The following is a 14,490-nucleotide window of genomic DNA, read 5'->3' on the forward strand; positions in this document are numbered from 1 at the left end:
GGGTTTTTATCTGCGGCGGGGGGCCATCCGGGGGGGGGGGGCTCGTCTTGCCCCCCCCCCCCCCCCCCGCGGGGCCGGGGGGGGGGCCCCCCCCCCCCCGAGGGGGGTGCCTTGGCTCGGCGCCGGCCATTGGAATGGCGCCAACTCCTCATAGGTCTCTGCATCGACCCCGGCATACGCACCGATGTCGAAATCGCGGGCGCCGTCATTCTCGAACGCCGACAGCGCGGCGTGCTCGGCGAAGATATCGGCTGGCGACGGATGCGAAAACGCTTCGTCAAAACCCATCCGCTTGGCGACTTCGGCGACGATCCACCAGTCGGCCCTTGCCTCTCCGGGCGTGGCCAAAAAGGCGCGCTGGCGCGAGATGCGGCGCTCCGAATTGGTGACCGAGCCGTCCTTCTCGCCCCATGCGGCGGCGGGCAGCCGGACGTGGGCGTGGCGGACCGTGTCGGTCTTGGCCAGCACGTCCGACACCACGACAAACGGGCAGGCCTTGATCGCCGCCTCGACGGCATCGGCGTCCGGCATCGAGTCGACCGGGTTGGTCGCCATGATCCACAGCGCCTTGATGCGCCCGTCGGCTACAGCCTGAAACATCTCGACCGCCTTCAGGCCGGGCTTTTCGGCGACGGCCGGCGCACTCCAGAACCGCTGCACGCGGTCGCGGTGCTCGGGGTTTTCGATCTCCATATGGGCGGCCAGCATGTTGGCCAGGCCGCCGACCTCGCGACCGCCCATGGCGTTGGGCTGGCCGGTCACCGAAAACGGTCCGGCGCCGGGCTTGCCGATGCGGCCGGTGGCGAGATGACAGTTGATGATGGCGTTGACCTTGTCGGTGCCCGAGGACGACTGGTTCACGCCCTGGCTGTAGACGGTCACCGTATTCGCCGTCGCGGAGAACAGGCTGTAGAAGCGGACAAGCTCGGCCTCGCCGAGGCCCGTGGCAGCGGCAACGCCGGCAAGGTCGAGCGCGGAAGCGGCAAAAAGGGCTTGCCCGAAGCCGGTTGTGTGCGCTGTGATATAGGTGCGGTCCAACGCGTTGTGCTGGCCGAGATAGGCGAGCAGCCCTGTGAACAGCGCGACGTCGCCATCCGGCGCGATCGCCAGATGCATGTCGGCAATATCTGATGTCATCGTGCGGCGCGGGTCGACCAGTACCACCTTCATGTCGGGCCGTTTTTCCCGGGCAGCGGCAATGCGCTGGTAGAGCACCGGATGGCACCAGGCGAGATTGGAGCCGACCAGCACGATCAGATCGGCGAGTTCCAGATCCTCGTAGCTGCCCGGCACCGTGTCAGAGCCGAAGGCGCGGCGGTGGCCGGCAACCGACGAGGCCATGCACAGGCGCGAATTGGTATCGATATTGGCCGAGCCGATGAAGCCTTTCATCAGCTTGTTGACGACATAATAATCCTCGGTCAGCAACTGACCGGAGACGTAGAAGGCGACCGCGTCGCGACCGTGCTCGGCGATGGTCCGCGAGAAAGTCGAGGCGACGAGGTCGAGCGCTTCGTCCCAGTCCGTGCGGCGACCGTGGATCTCCGGATAGAGCAGCCGTCCGTCTAGGTCGATCGTCTCGGCCAGCGCCGAGCCCTTGGAACAGAGCCGGCCGAAATTCGCCGGATGGTCAGGGTCGCCGCGAACGGTTACCTCTCCGTTCGCGGCGACCTTCGCCAGCACGCCGCAGCCCACCCCGCAATAGGGGCAGGTGGTCCTCACCTCGCGCGCTTCGTCGATCTTCATAATTCAAGCCGCGCGACTGGCCAGCGCTTCCAGCGCAATGAACAGGCGCTCGCCCTCGATCCGCACCGGAATGGTGCGCACCGCACCTTCGTCGGCGCCGAGCGCCTTGCCGGTTTCCAGCGAGATCACCCAATTGTGCAGAGGACAGGTCACCGCCGCGCCATGGACGATCCCCTGCGAGAGCGGCCCGCCCTTGTGCGGGCAATGGTCCTCGATGGCGAAGACCTGATCGTCAGCGGTGCGGAAGACGGCGATCTTGCCTTGAGGCGTGGCGACGCAGCGCGCGCCGCGGCGCGGAATGTCTGAGAGCGTGCCGACAGCAATCCAGTTCATCATCATCACTCCGCCGCCTGCGCGAAGCCGACCGAAGCCATCGGCCGGAATTCGTGCTTGTCCTTGCCGGAAACGCGTTCCGACCACGGGTCGACCTGAGCGAATCTCTGCGAAAAGACGAAGCGGTCGAAATAGGCCTTGCGCTTCTCGCCATCGTCCATGATCTGGCGCTTGATCTCGGCGATGCCGATGCGCTTGGCCCATTTGTAGATGCGCTCGAGATAGCGGCCCTGCTCGCGATACATCTGCGTCAGCGCCACGATATGCTCCAACGCCTCATCCTCGGTCTTGACCAGGCCGAGCACCTCGGTGCCCTTGATGTCGAGACCGGCTGCCCCGGCGAAATGGATCTCGTAGCCTGAATCGACGCAGATCACGCCGACATCCTTGCAGGTTGCCTCGGCGCAGTTCCTCGGGCAGCCCGACACCGCCATCTTGACCTTGGCCGGCGTCCACGAGCCCCACATGAATTTCTCGATGCGGACGCCGAACCCCGTCGAATCCTGCGTGCCGAAGCGGCACCAGTCCGAACCGACGCAGGTCTTTACGGTGCGCAGTCCTTTGGCATAGGCGTGGCCGGAGACGAAGCCGGCCTGGCCGAGATCGGCCCACACCGCCGGCAGATCCTCCTTGCGGATGCCGAGCATGTCGATGCGCTGGCCACCGGTGACCTTGACCATTGGAATTTCGAATTTGTCGACGACGTCGGCAATGGCGCGCAATTCGGCGGCATTGGTGACGCCGCCCCACATGCGCGGCACCACCGAATAGGTGCCGTCCTTCTGGATGTTGGCGTGGACGCGTTCGTTGATGAAGCGCGACTGGTAGTCGTCTGCATACTCGTCTGGCCAGTCGCAGACGAGATAGTAATTGAGCGCCGGCCGGCATTTGGCGCAGCCGCAGGAGGTGGTCCATTCCAGTTCCTGCATGACGGCGGGAATGGTCTTCAGGCCCTTGGCCTTGATCAGCCGGCGGACCTCATCATGGCCGAGCGTGGTGCAGCCGCACATCGGCTGCACCGCCGCCGGATTATATTTGTCGCCGATGGTAAGTACCATCAGCTTCTCGACCAGCCCGGTGCAGGAGCCGCAGGAGGCAGACGCCTTGGTGTGAGCGCGCACGTCGTCGAGCGAGGTCAGGCTTTTGGCCGTGATCGCGCCAGTGATCTTTCCCTTGCAAACGCCGTTGCAGCCGCAGATTTCCGCATCATCCGGCAAGGCTGCAACGGCCGCCATAGGGTCCAGGGAGGCGCCTCCCTGGTATGACTGGCCGAAGATAAGCGTGTCGCGCATTTCCGATATGTCGGTCTGCTTCTTCTTGAGGTCGTTGAACCAGGCGCCGTCCGCCGTCTCGCCGTAAAGCACGGTGCCGATGATGCGGTCATCCCTGAGCACCAGCCGTTTGTAGACGCCGGCGGCGGCGTCGCGCAGCACGATCTCCTGGCGGTCCTCGCCCTCGGCAAAGTCGCCGAGCGAGAACAGCTCGATGCCGGTGACCTTGAGCTTGGTCGGCGTGTCCGAATGGACGAAGGCGGCGGCCTCGTCGCCGGCCAACTGGCTGGCGGCGACACGCGCCATCTCATAGAGCGGTGCGACCAGGCCGTAGACCATGCCGTTGACCTCGGCGCATTCGCCGAGCGCGAAGATGTCGGGATCGTTGCTGCGCATGCCGGCGTCGACGACGATGCCGCGATTGAAGGCAATGCCGGCGTCTTTCGCCAGCGTCGCATTCGGCCTGATGCCGACCGCCATGACGACCAGCGTCGCCGGGATGACGGTGCCGTCGGCGAGTTCCACCTGCTCGACCTTACCCTTGCCTGTGATCGCCTGGGTGTTGGCCTTGGTGATGACCTTGATGCCGCGTTGCTCGACAGCGCGCTGCAGCAGATAGCCGGCGGCCGGATCGAGCTGACGCTCCATCAGCGTCGGCATGACATGCAGCACGGTGACGTCCATGCCTTGCGCGTTCAAGCCCGCTGCCGCCTCCAGCCCGAGCAAGCCGCCGCCGATGACCACGGCCTTGGCCCGTGACTGCGCGGCCAGCATCATCGCCCGAACATCGTCGAGATCGCGATAGGTCAGGACGCCCGGCAGATCATGGCCGGGCACCGGGATGATAAACGGCACCGAGCCGGTGGCGATGACGAGCTTGTCGTAGGGCTCGGTCACGCCATGATCGGAGGTGACGGTCTTTGCCTGCCTGTCGATGGCGACGATCTTGTGGCCCTTGTAGAGGGTGATCCCGTGCTTGATGTACCAGCCATCGCCATGGATGATGATCTCCTCATAGTCCTTTTCGCCTGACAGAACCGGCGACAGCATGATGCGGTCGTAGTTCACGCGCGGCTCGGCATTGAAGATGGTGACCTGGTAGAGGTCCGGCGCCTTTTCCAGCAGGTGCTCCAGCATGCGCCCGGGGGCCATGCCGTTGCCGATGATGACGAGTTTTTCGGTCATGTCCTGATCCACTCCTGTCTCATTCAGCCGCGTAGGAAAGGCCTGAAGCTTCGGCGGCGGCCGCGCGCTCCATCCGCCGGATGCTGAAGTGCATCCAGGCAAAGCAGGTGGCGACGATGACGAAGAGCAGCATGAAGCAACTCGACCAGACGCCGGTGAGGTCGTTGAGTGCGCCGAAGGCGATTGGCAGGATAAAGCCGCCGAGCCCGCCAATCATGCCGACAACGCCGCCGACCGCGCCGACACTCTGCGGGTAGTAAACCGGGATGTGCTTGTAGACGGCGGCCTTGCCAAGGCTCATGAAGAAGCCGAGCACGCAGGCAACGGCTATGAAGGCGAACGGGCCGATCTCGAAATGGAAGGCGATCGGCCCGCTGATGCCGTGCACGACGTAGTCTGCCGAGGGGAGAGACAGAACGAGAGTCGCGACGGCACTGACCGCGAAGGTCCAGTAGAGCACGGTGCGGGCGCCGATCCGGTCGGATAGCACGCCGCCGTAGGCGCGAAAGATACTCGCCGGGATCGAATAGGCCGCGCCGATCATGCCGGCGGTCGCGATGCCGAATCCGTAGACGCCGATCAGGTAGCGCGGCAACCACAGCGACAGCGCCACGAATGCTCCGAAGGCGAAGAAATAATAAAAGGCGAAGCGCCAGACCTGCAGGTTCTTGAGTGGCGCGAATTCCTGCAAGAAGCTTCTCGCGGGCGCTGCCTTGCCGGCGCGGCGCTCGCGGATGACCGGATCGTTGTCGGTGGTGAACCAGAAGACGGCGGCCATGACCACGAGTGCTGCCGCCCAGATCAGCGCGACCGACTGCCAGCCCCAGGAGAGAAGCACGAATGGTGCCAGGAACTTGGTGACCGCGGCGCCGACATTGCCGACACCGAAAATGCCAAGCGCCGTGCCCTGCTTGCCGGCCGGGAAGAAGCGCGAGACATAGGCGACACCGACGGCGAAGGAACCACCAGCGAGCCCAACGCCTAACGCGGCGACCAGCATCTGTCCGTAGGTTTGCGCAAAAGCGAGCAGGAAGGTCGCGACCGCCGCCGCAAGCATGGTCGCGGTATATACCAGCCGTCCGCCAAAACGGTCGGTCCAGACACCGAGCACCATGCGCACGAGCGAACCGGTGAGGATCGGCGTGCCGACCAGCAGGCCGAACTCCGTCTCGTTCAGCCCAAGGTCCTGCTTTATGCGCACGCCGATGATTGAAAATATCGTCCACACCGCGAAGCAGACGGTGAAGGCGATGGTGGACATCACAAGCGCCTGGCGGGGAGCATTGTCCTGGCTGGGCGCGGCTGGGAGATTTGCGGTCAACGTCTGGCTCCGGTTTGCGGCGTGGGAGGCACCGCGGATGTTTGTGGGTGAATGATCAGCGGCGCGGCATCGGTGCGTGCAACGAGACCGGGCTCGCCACGGTCAGGTCCTTGCTTTCCGTCTTGGCGCCGACGGGAAACAGCAGGAGCGCTGCGGTGAACAGTGCCGCCGTCAGCGCGCTGCTGGCCAGAAAATCGCGGCGCGTGAAGTCCGCGAGGGACGCGCCAGTTCCGATCCGTTTCGTCATCGTCGTCTCCGGTTGGGCGCCGCTTGGGACCAGCGCCGTCGATCGCGTAAAACAAAAAAGCCGCCGGTCAGGTCTTTGCGCGTCCGTCCATCCGGGATCGCGTATTGACCTGAGCGGCAGCTTTGCCTGTGGCGCCCGCCATTGGACGCCGTGTCACTTGGCCCTTTCGGACCTACAATCTGAAAAGCAGGAAGCGTGCCAATTCGACAGCGCTCCAGATTATCGAATTAAATCAATGTGAACCGCAGCCGCGCGATTTTTGACCAAGCCCGGCAGCGGATCAAAGATTAGTCAGAATGCCTTGCACAGCAGCATAATATTTGTGCAATGCGGTAGATTGCCCATTGCCGATGCAGATTGCCAATTGTAGATGATGACGCGTTTTTCGGTCATGGCCTTACTCCGCGGCTTCCACGAAGCGGTGGCGTTCGTAGAGGAACTTCAGCACCGCCTCGCGGCAGCGCAGGAAGGTCCGGTCGGAGGAAAGCTCGATGCGCCGGCGCGGCCGGGCCAGCGGCACCGCAAGCACCTCGCCGATGGTCGCCGCTGGACCGTTGGTCATCATGACGATGCGATCGGACAACAGCACCGCCTCGTCGACATCGTGCGTGATCATGATCGTCGTCGAGCCAAGCCTCGAATGGATATCCATCACCGCATCCTGCAGATGGGCGCGCGTCAGAGCGTCCAGCGCACCGAAGGGCTCGTCGAGCAGCAGGATCTTCGGCTCCATGGCCAGCGCGCGGGCGATGCCGACGCGCTGCTTCATGCCGCCCGATATCTCGGCGGGCCGCTTGTCCCTGGCATGCGCCATCTGCACGAGGTCGAGATTGCGCATGATCCAGTCATGCCGCTCGGCCTTGGTCCTGGTCGAACCGAACACCTTCGACACCGCCAGATTGATGTTCTCGTAGACGGTGAGCCACGGCAAAAGGCTGTGGTTCTGGAATACCACGGCGCGCTCGGGTCCGGGGCTGTCGACCTCCTTGTCCTCGAGCAGGACCGCGCCGGCGGAGACTCTGGTCAGCCCGGCGATCAGGTTGAGCAAGGTCGACTTGCCGCAGCCGGAATGGCCAATGATGGAGACGAATTCGCCTTTGTCGATGGTCAGCCGGATGTCTTTCAGCACCTCGCTGACCTGGCCGCCGCGGGCAAAGGATTTGTCGATATGGTCGAGTTTCAGGTAGGCCGTCATCGCCCCTCTCCTCACTTTGCCGTTGTGCCGCGGGTGACGAAGGCGCCGACCGCCGCGACCAGGCGGTCGAGGCAGAAGCCGGTGACGCCGATATAGGCGAGCGCGACGATGATGTCGGGCAGCCGCGACGAGTTCCAGGCGTCCCAGATGAAGAAGCCGATGCCGACGCCGCCTGTCAGCATTTCGGCGGCGACGATGGCGAGCCAGGACAGGCCGATGCCGATGCGCAGGCCGGTGAAGATGTAAGGTGCCGCGGCCGGCACCATGATCTTTACGAAGAATTCGAGCTGGTTGAGCCTGAGGATGCGGGAGACGTTTCGATAATCCTCTGGAATGTTGCGGACGCCGACGGCAGTGTTGATGATCACCGGCCAGATCGAGGTGATGAAGATGACGAAGATCGCCGACGGGCTGGAATCGCGGAAGGCAGCCAGCGACAGCGGCAGCCAGGCGAGCGGCGGCACGGTGCGCAGAATCTGGAACACAGGATCGAGGCCGCGCATCGCCCAGATCGACTGGCCGACCAGCGCACCGAGCGCGACGCCGACGATGGCAGCCAGGCCGAAGCCGATGGCGACCCGCTGCAGCGAGATCAGCACCCGCCAGGCCAGTCCGATATCCTGCGGACCATAGTCGAAGAACGGATGTGCGATCAGATCGTAGGCCTCGTTCCATACCTGGCTAGGTGGCGGCAAGCTGGCATTGGGCGACGAGCAGGCGACCTGCCAGACGACGAGCATGACGATGATGACTACGGCCGGCGGCACCAGCGTGCTCGCCAGCTTGCCGGCGATCGCGGCGGGATCGAAGCGGCGCCTCACCTTGGCGGTGAAAGCTATGACCTCTGCAGGCTTGGCAGGCGCGGGGAACGCCTTCACCTTGGTGTCCTCGATGGCTTGAATAGACATTCAAAAAGCTCCTTGAGCACTGGCAAGCGGCGCAGCGGCGGCGCTTGCCGTCCACGTCAGGCCGATGCCTTGATCTTGAGGCTGTCGAGATAGGCGGACGGGTTGGCCGGATCGAAAATCTTGCCGTCAAAGAAGGTCTCGACGCCGCGCGATGGAGACGCCGGGATATCGGCCGCAGCAACGCCAAGATCCTTGGCCGCCTCGCGCCACAGATCTTCGCGGTTGACTTGATCGACCAGCGCCTTGATGTCGGTGGTCGCCGCGAATTTGCCCCAGCGGATGTTTTCGGCGAGGAACCAGCTGTCGTGGCTCTTGAACGGATAGGACACACCGCCCTTCCAGAACTTCATGTAGAGGTCGGTGCCGGTGGCGACGCGGTCATTGCCGTAATTGATGTCGCCCTTGAGGCGGCCGATGATGTCGGCTGTCGGCACGTTCATCCATTGCCGCTTGCCGATGATGGCCGCCATCTCGTCCTTGTTTTCCATGGCTTCGCACCATTGCTGGGCTTCCATGACGGCCATCAGGATCGCCTTGGTGGCGTTCGGGTTCTTGTCGATGAAGGCGGCGCGCAGGCCGAGCGCCTTTTCCGGATGGCCTTTCCACAACTCGCCCGTGGTAGCGGCGGTAAAGCCGACGCCCTGATGGACGAGTTGCTCGTTCCATGGCTCGCCGACGCAGAACACGTCCATGTTGCCGACCTTCATGTTGGCGACCATCTGCGGTGGCGGCACGACGATGGTCGAGACATCCTTGTCGGGATCGATGCCGCCAGCGGCCAGCCAATAGCGCAACCAGAGATCATGAGTGCCGCCCGGGAAGGTCATGGCGGCCTTCACCTCCTTGCCTTCGGCCTTCTTGGCCGCGAAGGCGTCCTTCAGTTTGGAGGCGTCGAGGCCGACGCCGGTGCCGGCATATTCCTGCGCGACGGAAATCGCCTGGCAGTCGTAATTCAGCCGCGCGACGATCGCCATCGGCATCGGCTGGTTGTTCTGCGTCACCTTGCCGGTATGCATCAGGTAAGGCATCGGCGTCAGGATATGGGCGCCGTCGATGCCGTTGGCTTCGCCGCCGAGCATCAGATTGTCGCGCGTCGCGCCCCAGGAGGCCTGCTTGAGCACCTCGACATCGGGCATGCCGAATTTCTCGAACAGGCCCTTCTCCTTGGCGATCATCAGCGGCGCCGCGTCGGTCAGCGCGATGAAGCCGAGCTTGGCGCCGGTGACTTCCGGTGCCGCGGGCGCCGCATAGGCGCCAGACGGCAGCAGCGCGCGTGCCGCTGCCAGGGTTGCCGCGGTGGCAGCACTTGCCATCAGAAAATTGCGGCGGGTCATGCCCTCGAGAGGGGCTTCAGTCTTGATGCGTTTCGTCATCGTCGTCTCCCGTTGGGCACTGCTTGGGATCAGCGCCGTCGATTGCCGTGCTCGGTCAAAACAAAAAAAGCCGCCGGCCAGGCCGCGCGCGTCCGTCCATCCGGGATCGCGTGTTGACCTGAGCGGCAGCTTTGCCTGTAGCGCCCGCCATTGGACGCCTGTTCCGTGACCCGAAAAGAGTCTGCTTATTGCAATGCAGGAACCGTGCCAGTTTCGGACTGGATGACAAACATCAATGAGATCAACGGCATGCCACAATCATCGGCGCGCTGGCCCGTTGGGCGAGCAAGCCAAAGATTGTTCATTAGCGCAGTTGCACGCATAATTTTTGTGCAATGCACAAGAATGGCGCGAAAATGATCAGGCTTCGGCGCGCGCCAATTTCTGCCCGGCAATGTAGGCGTCGACCTCGTCGGGATCGAATATCTGGCCATCGAAGAAACCATCGGGGCCGAGCACCAGACTGGCGCCGGCGGAGCCGACAGGTGTGGCAGACGCCAGCGCGCCCTCCACCTTAGAATTGGCGCCGGGAAGTGCGACGCCGAGCGGCTTCAGCGCTGCGCGATAGAGGTCGGGCCGGTAGGTGTCCCGCGCGAGCGCCATGTGGGCAGCGCTGTGCTTGACCTGCCCCCAACGGACCATCTGCGTGTAGAACCACAGCGCGTGGCTTTTCCACGGAAAATTTGCCGCCTTGCCGAAAGCCAGAAAGAAGTCCTCGACGGTCAGTTCCGCGCCGCCGCCCAGCGCAAGATGTCCGGTCAGGATCGGCATCTGTAGCGCCGGCGAAAGGCCGAGGAAGGAAGGCTGCGCCATCAGGGCGGCCAGTTCGCCGCGGTTTGCCGGATCCTGGCACCAGCGCGCGGCGTGATGGAGCGCGCGCAGCAGCGCCGAAAGCGCTTCCGGGTGTTTCTCGGCCCAGGCCTTGCGCACGCCGACGACTTTCTCGGGGCTGGTCTTCCAGATGGTGGCCTTGACCGTGGCGATATGGCCGGTGCCGGCGACGACCGAGGCGCTGTTCCACGGTTCGCCGGCGCAGTAGCCGTCGATCCTGCCGGCGGCGAGTGCGTCGGCCATGAAGGGCGGCGGCACGATGACGATTTCTATTTCGCGCGACGGATCGATGCCGCAGGCGGCGAGCCAGTAGCGCAGTTCGTAATTGTGTCCGGAGTGCGGATGCACGACCGCAAAGCGCAGGGGGTCGCGACCGGCATTTGCCCGTTCACGGATCAGCGCTCCCAAGGCCTTGCCGGCCCGCGCCGGATTGAGATCGGGCAAGGCGCCGTGCGCGGCCATGCCCGCCCAGAGCGTGTTCGAAACCGTTACGCAGTTGCCGCCCAGCCCCAGCGAGAACGGCACGATCGTGTCGGAGGCGAGTGGGGTGAGCCCCAGATTGCATGCGATCGGCATCGGCCCCAGCATATGCGCCAGGTCGAAATGTCCGATCGCGATGCGGTCGCGGATGTTGGCCCAGGACGTTTCGCGACTAAGCGTCAGGTCGACGCCTTCGCGCGCGGCAAAGCCGATCTCCTTCGCTGCGACAAGAACGGCGCTGTCGAAGAGCGGCATGAAACCGGCATTGATCTGGTGTTTGGCCGCCATGCTCAACTCTCTCCGGGATCCAGAAGGCCTGCCGCCGTCACCAGGCTCTGCGCGATTTCGCTGATCTTGCGGTTCTGGTTCATGGCGGTCTTGCGCAGAAGCGTATAGGCCGCGTCCTCCGACAGGCCGCGTGATCGCATCAGGATGCCCTTGGCGCGGTCGATGACCTTGCGGTCCTCCAATTCACTGCGGGCTTCCTCAAGTTCGCGCGCCATCCGCGAGAACGCGTTGAAGCGGCTGATCGCCATGTCGAGGATCGGCTTGACGCGCTCCTGGCGCAGCCCGTCGACGACATAGGCGGAGACCCCCGCTTCCACCGCAGCTTCGATCGAAGCCTGATCCGACCGGTCCACGAACATGGCGATCGGCCGCTTCACCACGCGCGAAAGCTGGAACATGTTTTCAAGCATATCGCGGTTGGGATTTTCGAGATCGATGACGATTACGTCCGGTTCGATCTCGGCAATGCGCCGCGCTATTCCCGCAACATCGTGAACGACCGTGACCTGCTCATGCCCGGCCTCCCGCAATCCCGCCTCGATGATGGAGGCGCGGATGTGGTTTTCGTCGATCACCAGGACGGTGAGGGATTTCCGGATCATGCCGCATTTTGCGCACGGCGCGCGATTGTGCAATGCGGCATGATGAGAATTGACCCAGTTACCGCTTCGGGAACTGCCCTATGTTCGCGGAGTTGACCCGCTAAGCTTCTGAAATACCATTCATGGCGTCTGCTTTGCTTTTGTTTCGACTGCGCTATTTTTCAGTTTTGCGACCCTTGTCTCGCTGGCTAGAAGATTGGAGGTTTCCATGGATCGGCGATCATTTTTGACAGGAATGTTTGGCATTGCAGGGGCAGCAGCCCTTGCAAGCGCAGTTCGACCTATCAACGCAGTAGCCGGCGTGCCGGGGGCCAGAAGTGGCATTCTCGATGAACTCGACGCGCTGGAGACAGAGCCCTTCGAAGATGAAGATACTCAGGCGGAGCCGGTCCGACATCGGAGCTGGCACCGCAGGCGGCGGCGCCGGCGGCGGCATTGGAGAAGGGTCTGTCGTCGTGCCTGGCGGTATGGCCGTCTGCGCAGACGGTGCTTTCGCAGGCGTGTTTGGGTCTGGGACTGGTATTATTAGCAGTTAGTGTGCTGAAAACCCCGTGGTTGCCGGGGTTTTCAGCCTCAGACTAGCCGAATACGGATCAGCCAGTCCTTCGCGCTCAGAAATTTCTACCAAACATTCCTGACCCCTAATGCACCATTCCGTGACCTGCGAGTTGCGGCAGGGCGGGGTAGGGACATGCAGACATGGCAAAGCGTGAAAGGCTGGGCTACCCCCCACTTGCCGAGGCCATTCGGCAGTTCATCAGCGCTGAAGACAATCGCCATCACGTACACAAGCTGCTTGGGCTGGAGGTCGAACAGGAATTGACGCCAACGCTGGCATCATTGCTTGAGGCGATCGGCAAGGCCGGTCGGGACGAAACTCCATAGCTGCCCTGACGGGTCCTGCTAAGGGAAGCCCGCCGCCGTTGAGGAACAAGCGACGGGCCCACAACGGCTGTGCTTCCACGGAGAACTGGCCGCCGCAATTCTAAACCCGCGCGGGCCTACATCGTTCCTCTTCCCGCTCTAAATTACCCTCCATGGCAACCTACTGGTTCTCCCCTCCGGTGTTCGTGAAGACCGAAATGGTCGGTGTCAGCTATGCCTGTAACAATGTCCGAGGTGCATCCGAGCAGTTCCTGAAGTGGTCCAAGAGGGCCCAAGTGGAAACGTGCGTCGGCCCTCTGCCTTCAAGCCCTGGGGGTGAGGAGGTTGACCCTAAGGAAGTACGCAAGGACTTGGAGGCTGCTGCCGAGGAGGAGGGGGTACTATGGCCCATGAAGCTCTCACTTTAGCTCGCATGAGCCTGTTATCCGACGGGTCGTAAGAAAATTTGGCCCGGATATTCCGACCCCTCCTTTTGACCCGTTGAACCCGCTCACCCGAATCTATCCGAGCTAGCTCAAGCGGCCCATTTGGGGCGATCTTTATCGGCTACTAATGACCTGTCGCTTGACGCTGGGTTGGGTGGGCACGCGTCAGGCCGGAGTGTAGGCTGGGGTACGGAAGTCGCAATCTTTGAAGGCCCGTCCCCGGCCGCACTCTTGAGACACCCGCCCGGGTGGCCTTTGGGGCCGGCACTAGCCGGTGTAAGTCTGACAGGGCGACCAAGGCTACTCGGCGTCGAACGCGAGAGGGGCAAGCCCGCGTTTGCTCTGATGGCTGACCCAGCCACCCGCAAATATGTCGGCAGCGCGTTCGTGAGCGTCAATCGCGAGATGCGGGAACGACTTTGGAAAAGGGTCCAGGAGCATGCCGGGTCACCGCCCAAGGACATGCCAAAGCGACCGGCAACGCAGTGGGTCAAGCCGGGCATCAAAGCCCGCGTGAAGCACCTCAGGGGCGAGGACGACCTTCGCCACGCTTCGCTTCAGGACTTCTGGGATGAAAGCTAGCTTTCCGCGTTCTATGCGCTGCCGCTTGTCTCGCTTTCCTCGTCAAGTGCTGAGGCACCGGCAAATAGGCGTTGGCAATCAGCCAAATTAAGCGGACTAATGGTTTCCAGCAAAGGACGCGCGGCGTGGTATACCATCACTATCCGGGGATACATTGGATACGCAGCCGCTCAGCGCCATCAAAATCAACACCAAAAATAAAAATAGTCGCATCTTTCCCTCCGAATTGGGGGCACTTGGTACGGATGTCATGCTGGTGCCTGGCCGCCGACCGAAAGCGAGGCCCGTTCAGAAACTTATGGAGACCGACATTCCCCGGATGAACCCGGTTTCTGGCGACACAGTAGCCGTCATGGCCGCCCCAGGCAATGTTGAGCGCGGTGCGGGAGGGTAAGGCCGCCATTGCACAGCTGCCCTGCGACATGCGAGTTTGTCAACCAAATGGCTCATCATGGGAGTCTCGTCATGTCCATTCGCCGAATTGCGTTGACCTCGGCAGCGGTCATGCTTGCCTTCACCAACCTCGCCCAGGCCAGGCCGGACACCCGCGCCATGACCTGCCAACAGACGCAGGCGCTAATCCAGAGCCATGGCTCGGCGGTGCTGACCACCGGCCCGAACACCTATGCCCTCTACGTCCGCCGGTACAGCAATGCGTGCGACTGGTCGGAAATCCCAGCGGTAGGGTTTGTGCCGACGCTCGATGGCCAGTGCTTGGTTCATCGATGCAGAGAGCCGCTCTACACTCCTCCCGGCTGACGGTGACGAGCATAGCTATTCTGCTGCGCCTTTCGGCACGTAGCCCTTAGCCTCAAGGT

Annotated in this window: 13 protein-coding genes and 1 pseudogene; 4 read left to right on the forward strand and 10 right to left on the reverse strand. The window is 63.1% G+C overall.

The features are described 5' to 3' along the window. The 10 genes and pseudogenes from AC0L17_RS05940 to AC0L17_RS05985 form a co-directional block, all read right to left on the reverse strand. A pseudogene (locus AC0L17_RS05940) lies at positions 1 to 1,746 on the reverse strand (molybdopterin-dependent oxidoreductase); the annotation flags it as partial. Positions 1,747 to 1,749: 3 nt separating this feature from the next. Continuing rightward, positions 1,750 to 2,085, reverse strand: a complete 336-nt coding sequence (gene nirD, locus AC0L17_RS05945; protein WP_208602492.1) for a nitrite reductase small subunit NirD — start codon at positions 2,083 to 2,085, stop codon at positions 1,750 to 1,752. Then, entirely contained in the window at positions 2,085 to 4,535 is a 2,451-nt protein-coding gene (nirB, locus tag AC0L17_RS05950; RefSeq protein ID WP_473515129.1) for a nitrite reductase large subunit NirB, read from the reverse strand. The genes nirD and nirB overlap by 1 nt, the downstream gene beginning before the upstream one ends. 19 nt (positions 4,536 to 4,554) lie before the next feature. Continuing rightward, complete coding sequence (locus AC0L17_RS05955; protein WP_473515202.1) at positions 4,555 to 5,796, reverse strand: MFS transporter; 1,242 nt, start codon at positions 5,794 to 5,796, stop codon at positions 4,555 to 4,557. A gap of 115 nt (positions 5,797 to 5,911) precedes the next feature. Further along, entirely contained in the window at positions 5,912 to 6,103 is a 192-nt protein-coding gene (locus AC0L17_RS05960) for a hypothetical protein (RefSeq protein WP_236392143.1), read from the reverse strand. Between the two features lie 397 nt (positions 6,104 to 6,500). Next, positions 6,501 to 7,298, reverse strand: coding sequence for an ABC transporter ATP-binding protein (locus AC0L17_RS05965; protein ID WP_023796767.1), 798 nt, complete (start codon positions 7,296 to 7,298; stop codon positions 6,501 to 6,503). 11 nt (positions 7,299 to 7,309) lie between these two features. Further along, complete coding sequence (ntrB, locus tag AC0L17_RS05970) at positions 7,310 to 8,206, reverse strand: nitrate ABC transporter permease (protein WP_128172929.1); 897 nt, start codon at positions 8,204 to 8,206, stop codon at positions 7,310 to 7,312. A gap of 56 nt (positions 8,207 to 8,262) precedes the next feature. Beyond that, positions 8,263 to 9,579 (reverse strand): CmpA/NrtA family ABC transporter substrate-binding protein, encoded by a 1,317-nt coding sequence (locus AC0L17_RS05975; RefSeq protein WP_287226764.1) that lies wholly within the window; start codon positions 9,577 to 9,579, stop codon positions 8,263 to 8,265. A gap of 360 nt (positions 9,580 to 9,939) precedes the next feature. Then, a complete protein-coding gene (locus AC0L17_RS05980) occupies positions 9,940 to 11,178 on the reverse strand; it encodes a CmpA/NrtA family ABC transporter substrate-binding protein (RefSeq protein ID WP_473515130.1) in 1,239 nt (412 codons plus the stop codon). A 2-nt stretch (positions 11,179 to 11,180) separates the two neighbouring features. Beyond that, entirely contained in the window at positions 11,181 to 11,780 is a 600-nt protein-coding gene (locus tag AC0L17_RS05985; RefSeq protein WP_023796771.1) for an ANTAR domain-containing response regulator, read from the reverse strand. Between the two features lie 699 nt (positions 11,781 to 12,479). Here AC0L17_RS05985 and AC0L17_RS05990 point away from each other — a divergent pair. From AC0L17_RS05990 to AC0L17_RS06005, 4 genes are all read left to right on the forward strand, one after another. Beyond that, positions 12,480 to 12,665 (forward strand): hypothetical protein, encoded by a 186-nt coding sequence (locus tag AC0L17_RS05990; protein ID WP_128244494.1) that lies wholly within the window; start codon positions 12,480 to 12,482, stop codon positions 12,663 to 12,665. 770 nt (positions 12,666 to 13,435) lie between these two features. Next, positions 13,436 to 13,672, forward strand: a complete 237-nt coding sequence (locus AC0L17_RS05995) for a hypothetical protein (RefSeq protein WP_473515131.1) — start codon at positions 13,436 to 13,438, stop codon at positions 13,670 to 13,672. A gap of 154 nt (positions 13,673 to 13,826) precedes the next feature. Continuing rightward, entirely contained in the window at positions 13,827 to 14,066 is a 240-nt protein-coding gene (locus tag AC0L17_RS06000; RefSeq protein WP_473515132.1) for a hypothetical protein, read from the forward strand. 71 nt (positions 14,067 to 14,137) lie between these two features. Further along, positions 14,138 to 14,431 (forward strand): hypothetical protein, encoded by a 294-nt coding sequence (locus AC0L17_RS06005; RefSeq protein ID WP_473515134.1) that lies wholly within the window; start codon positions 14,138 to 14,140, stop codon positions 14,429 to 14,431. The last annotated feature ends 59 nt before the right edge of the window (positions 14,432 to 14,490 follow it).

Source organism: Mesorhizobium sp. WSM4829 (genome assembly GCF_055811475.1).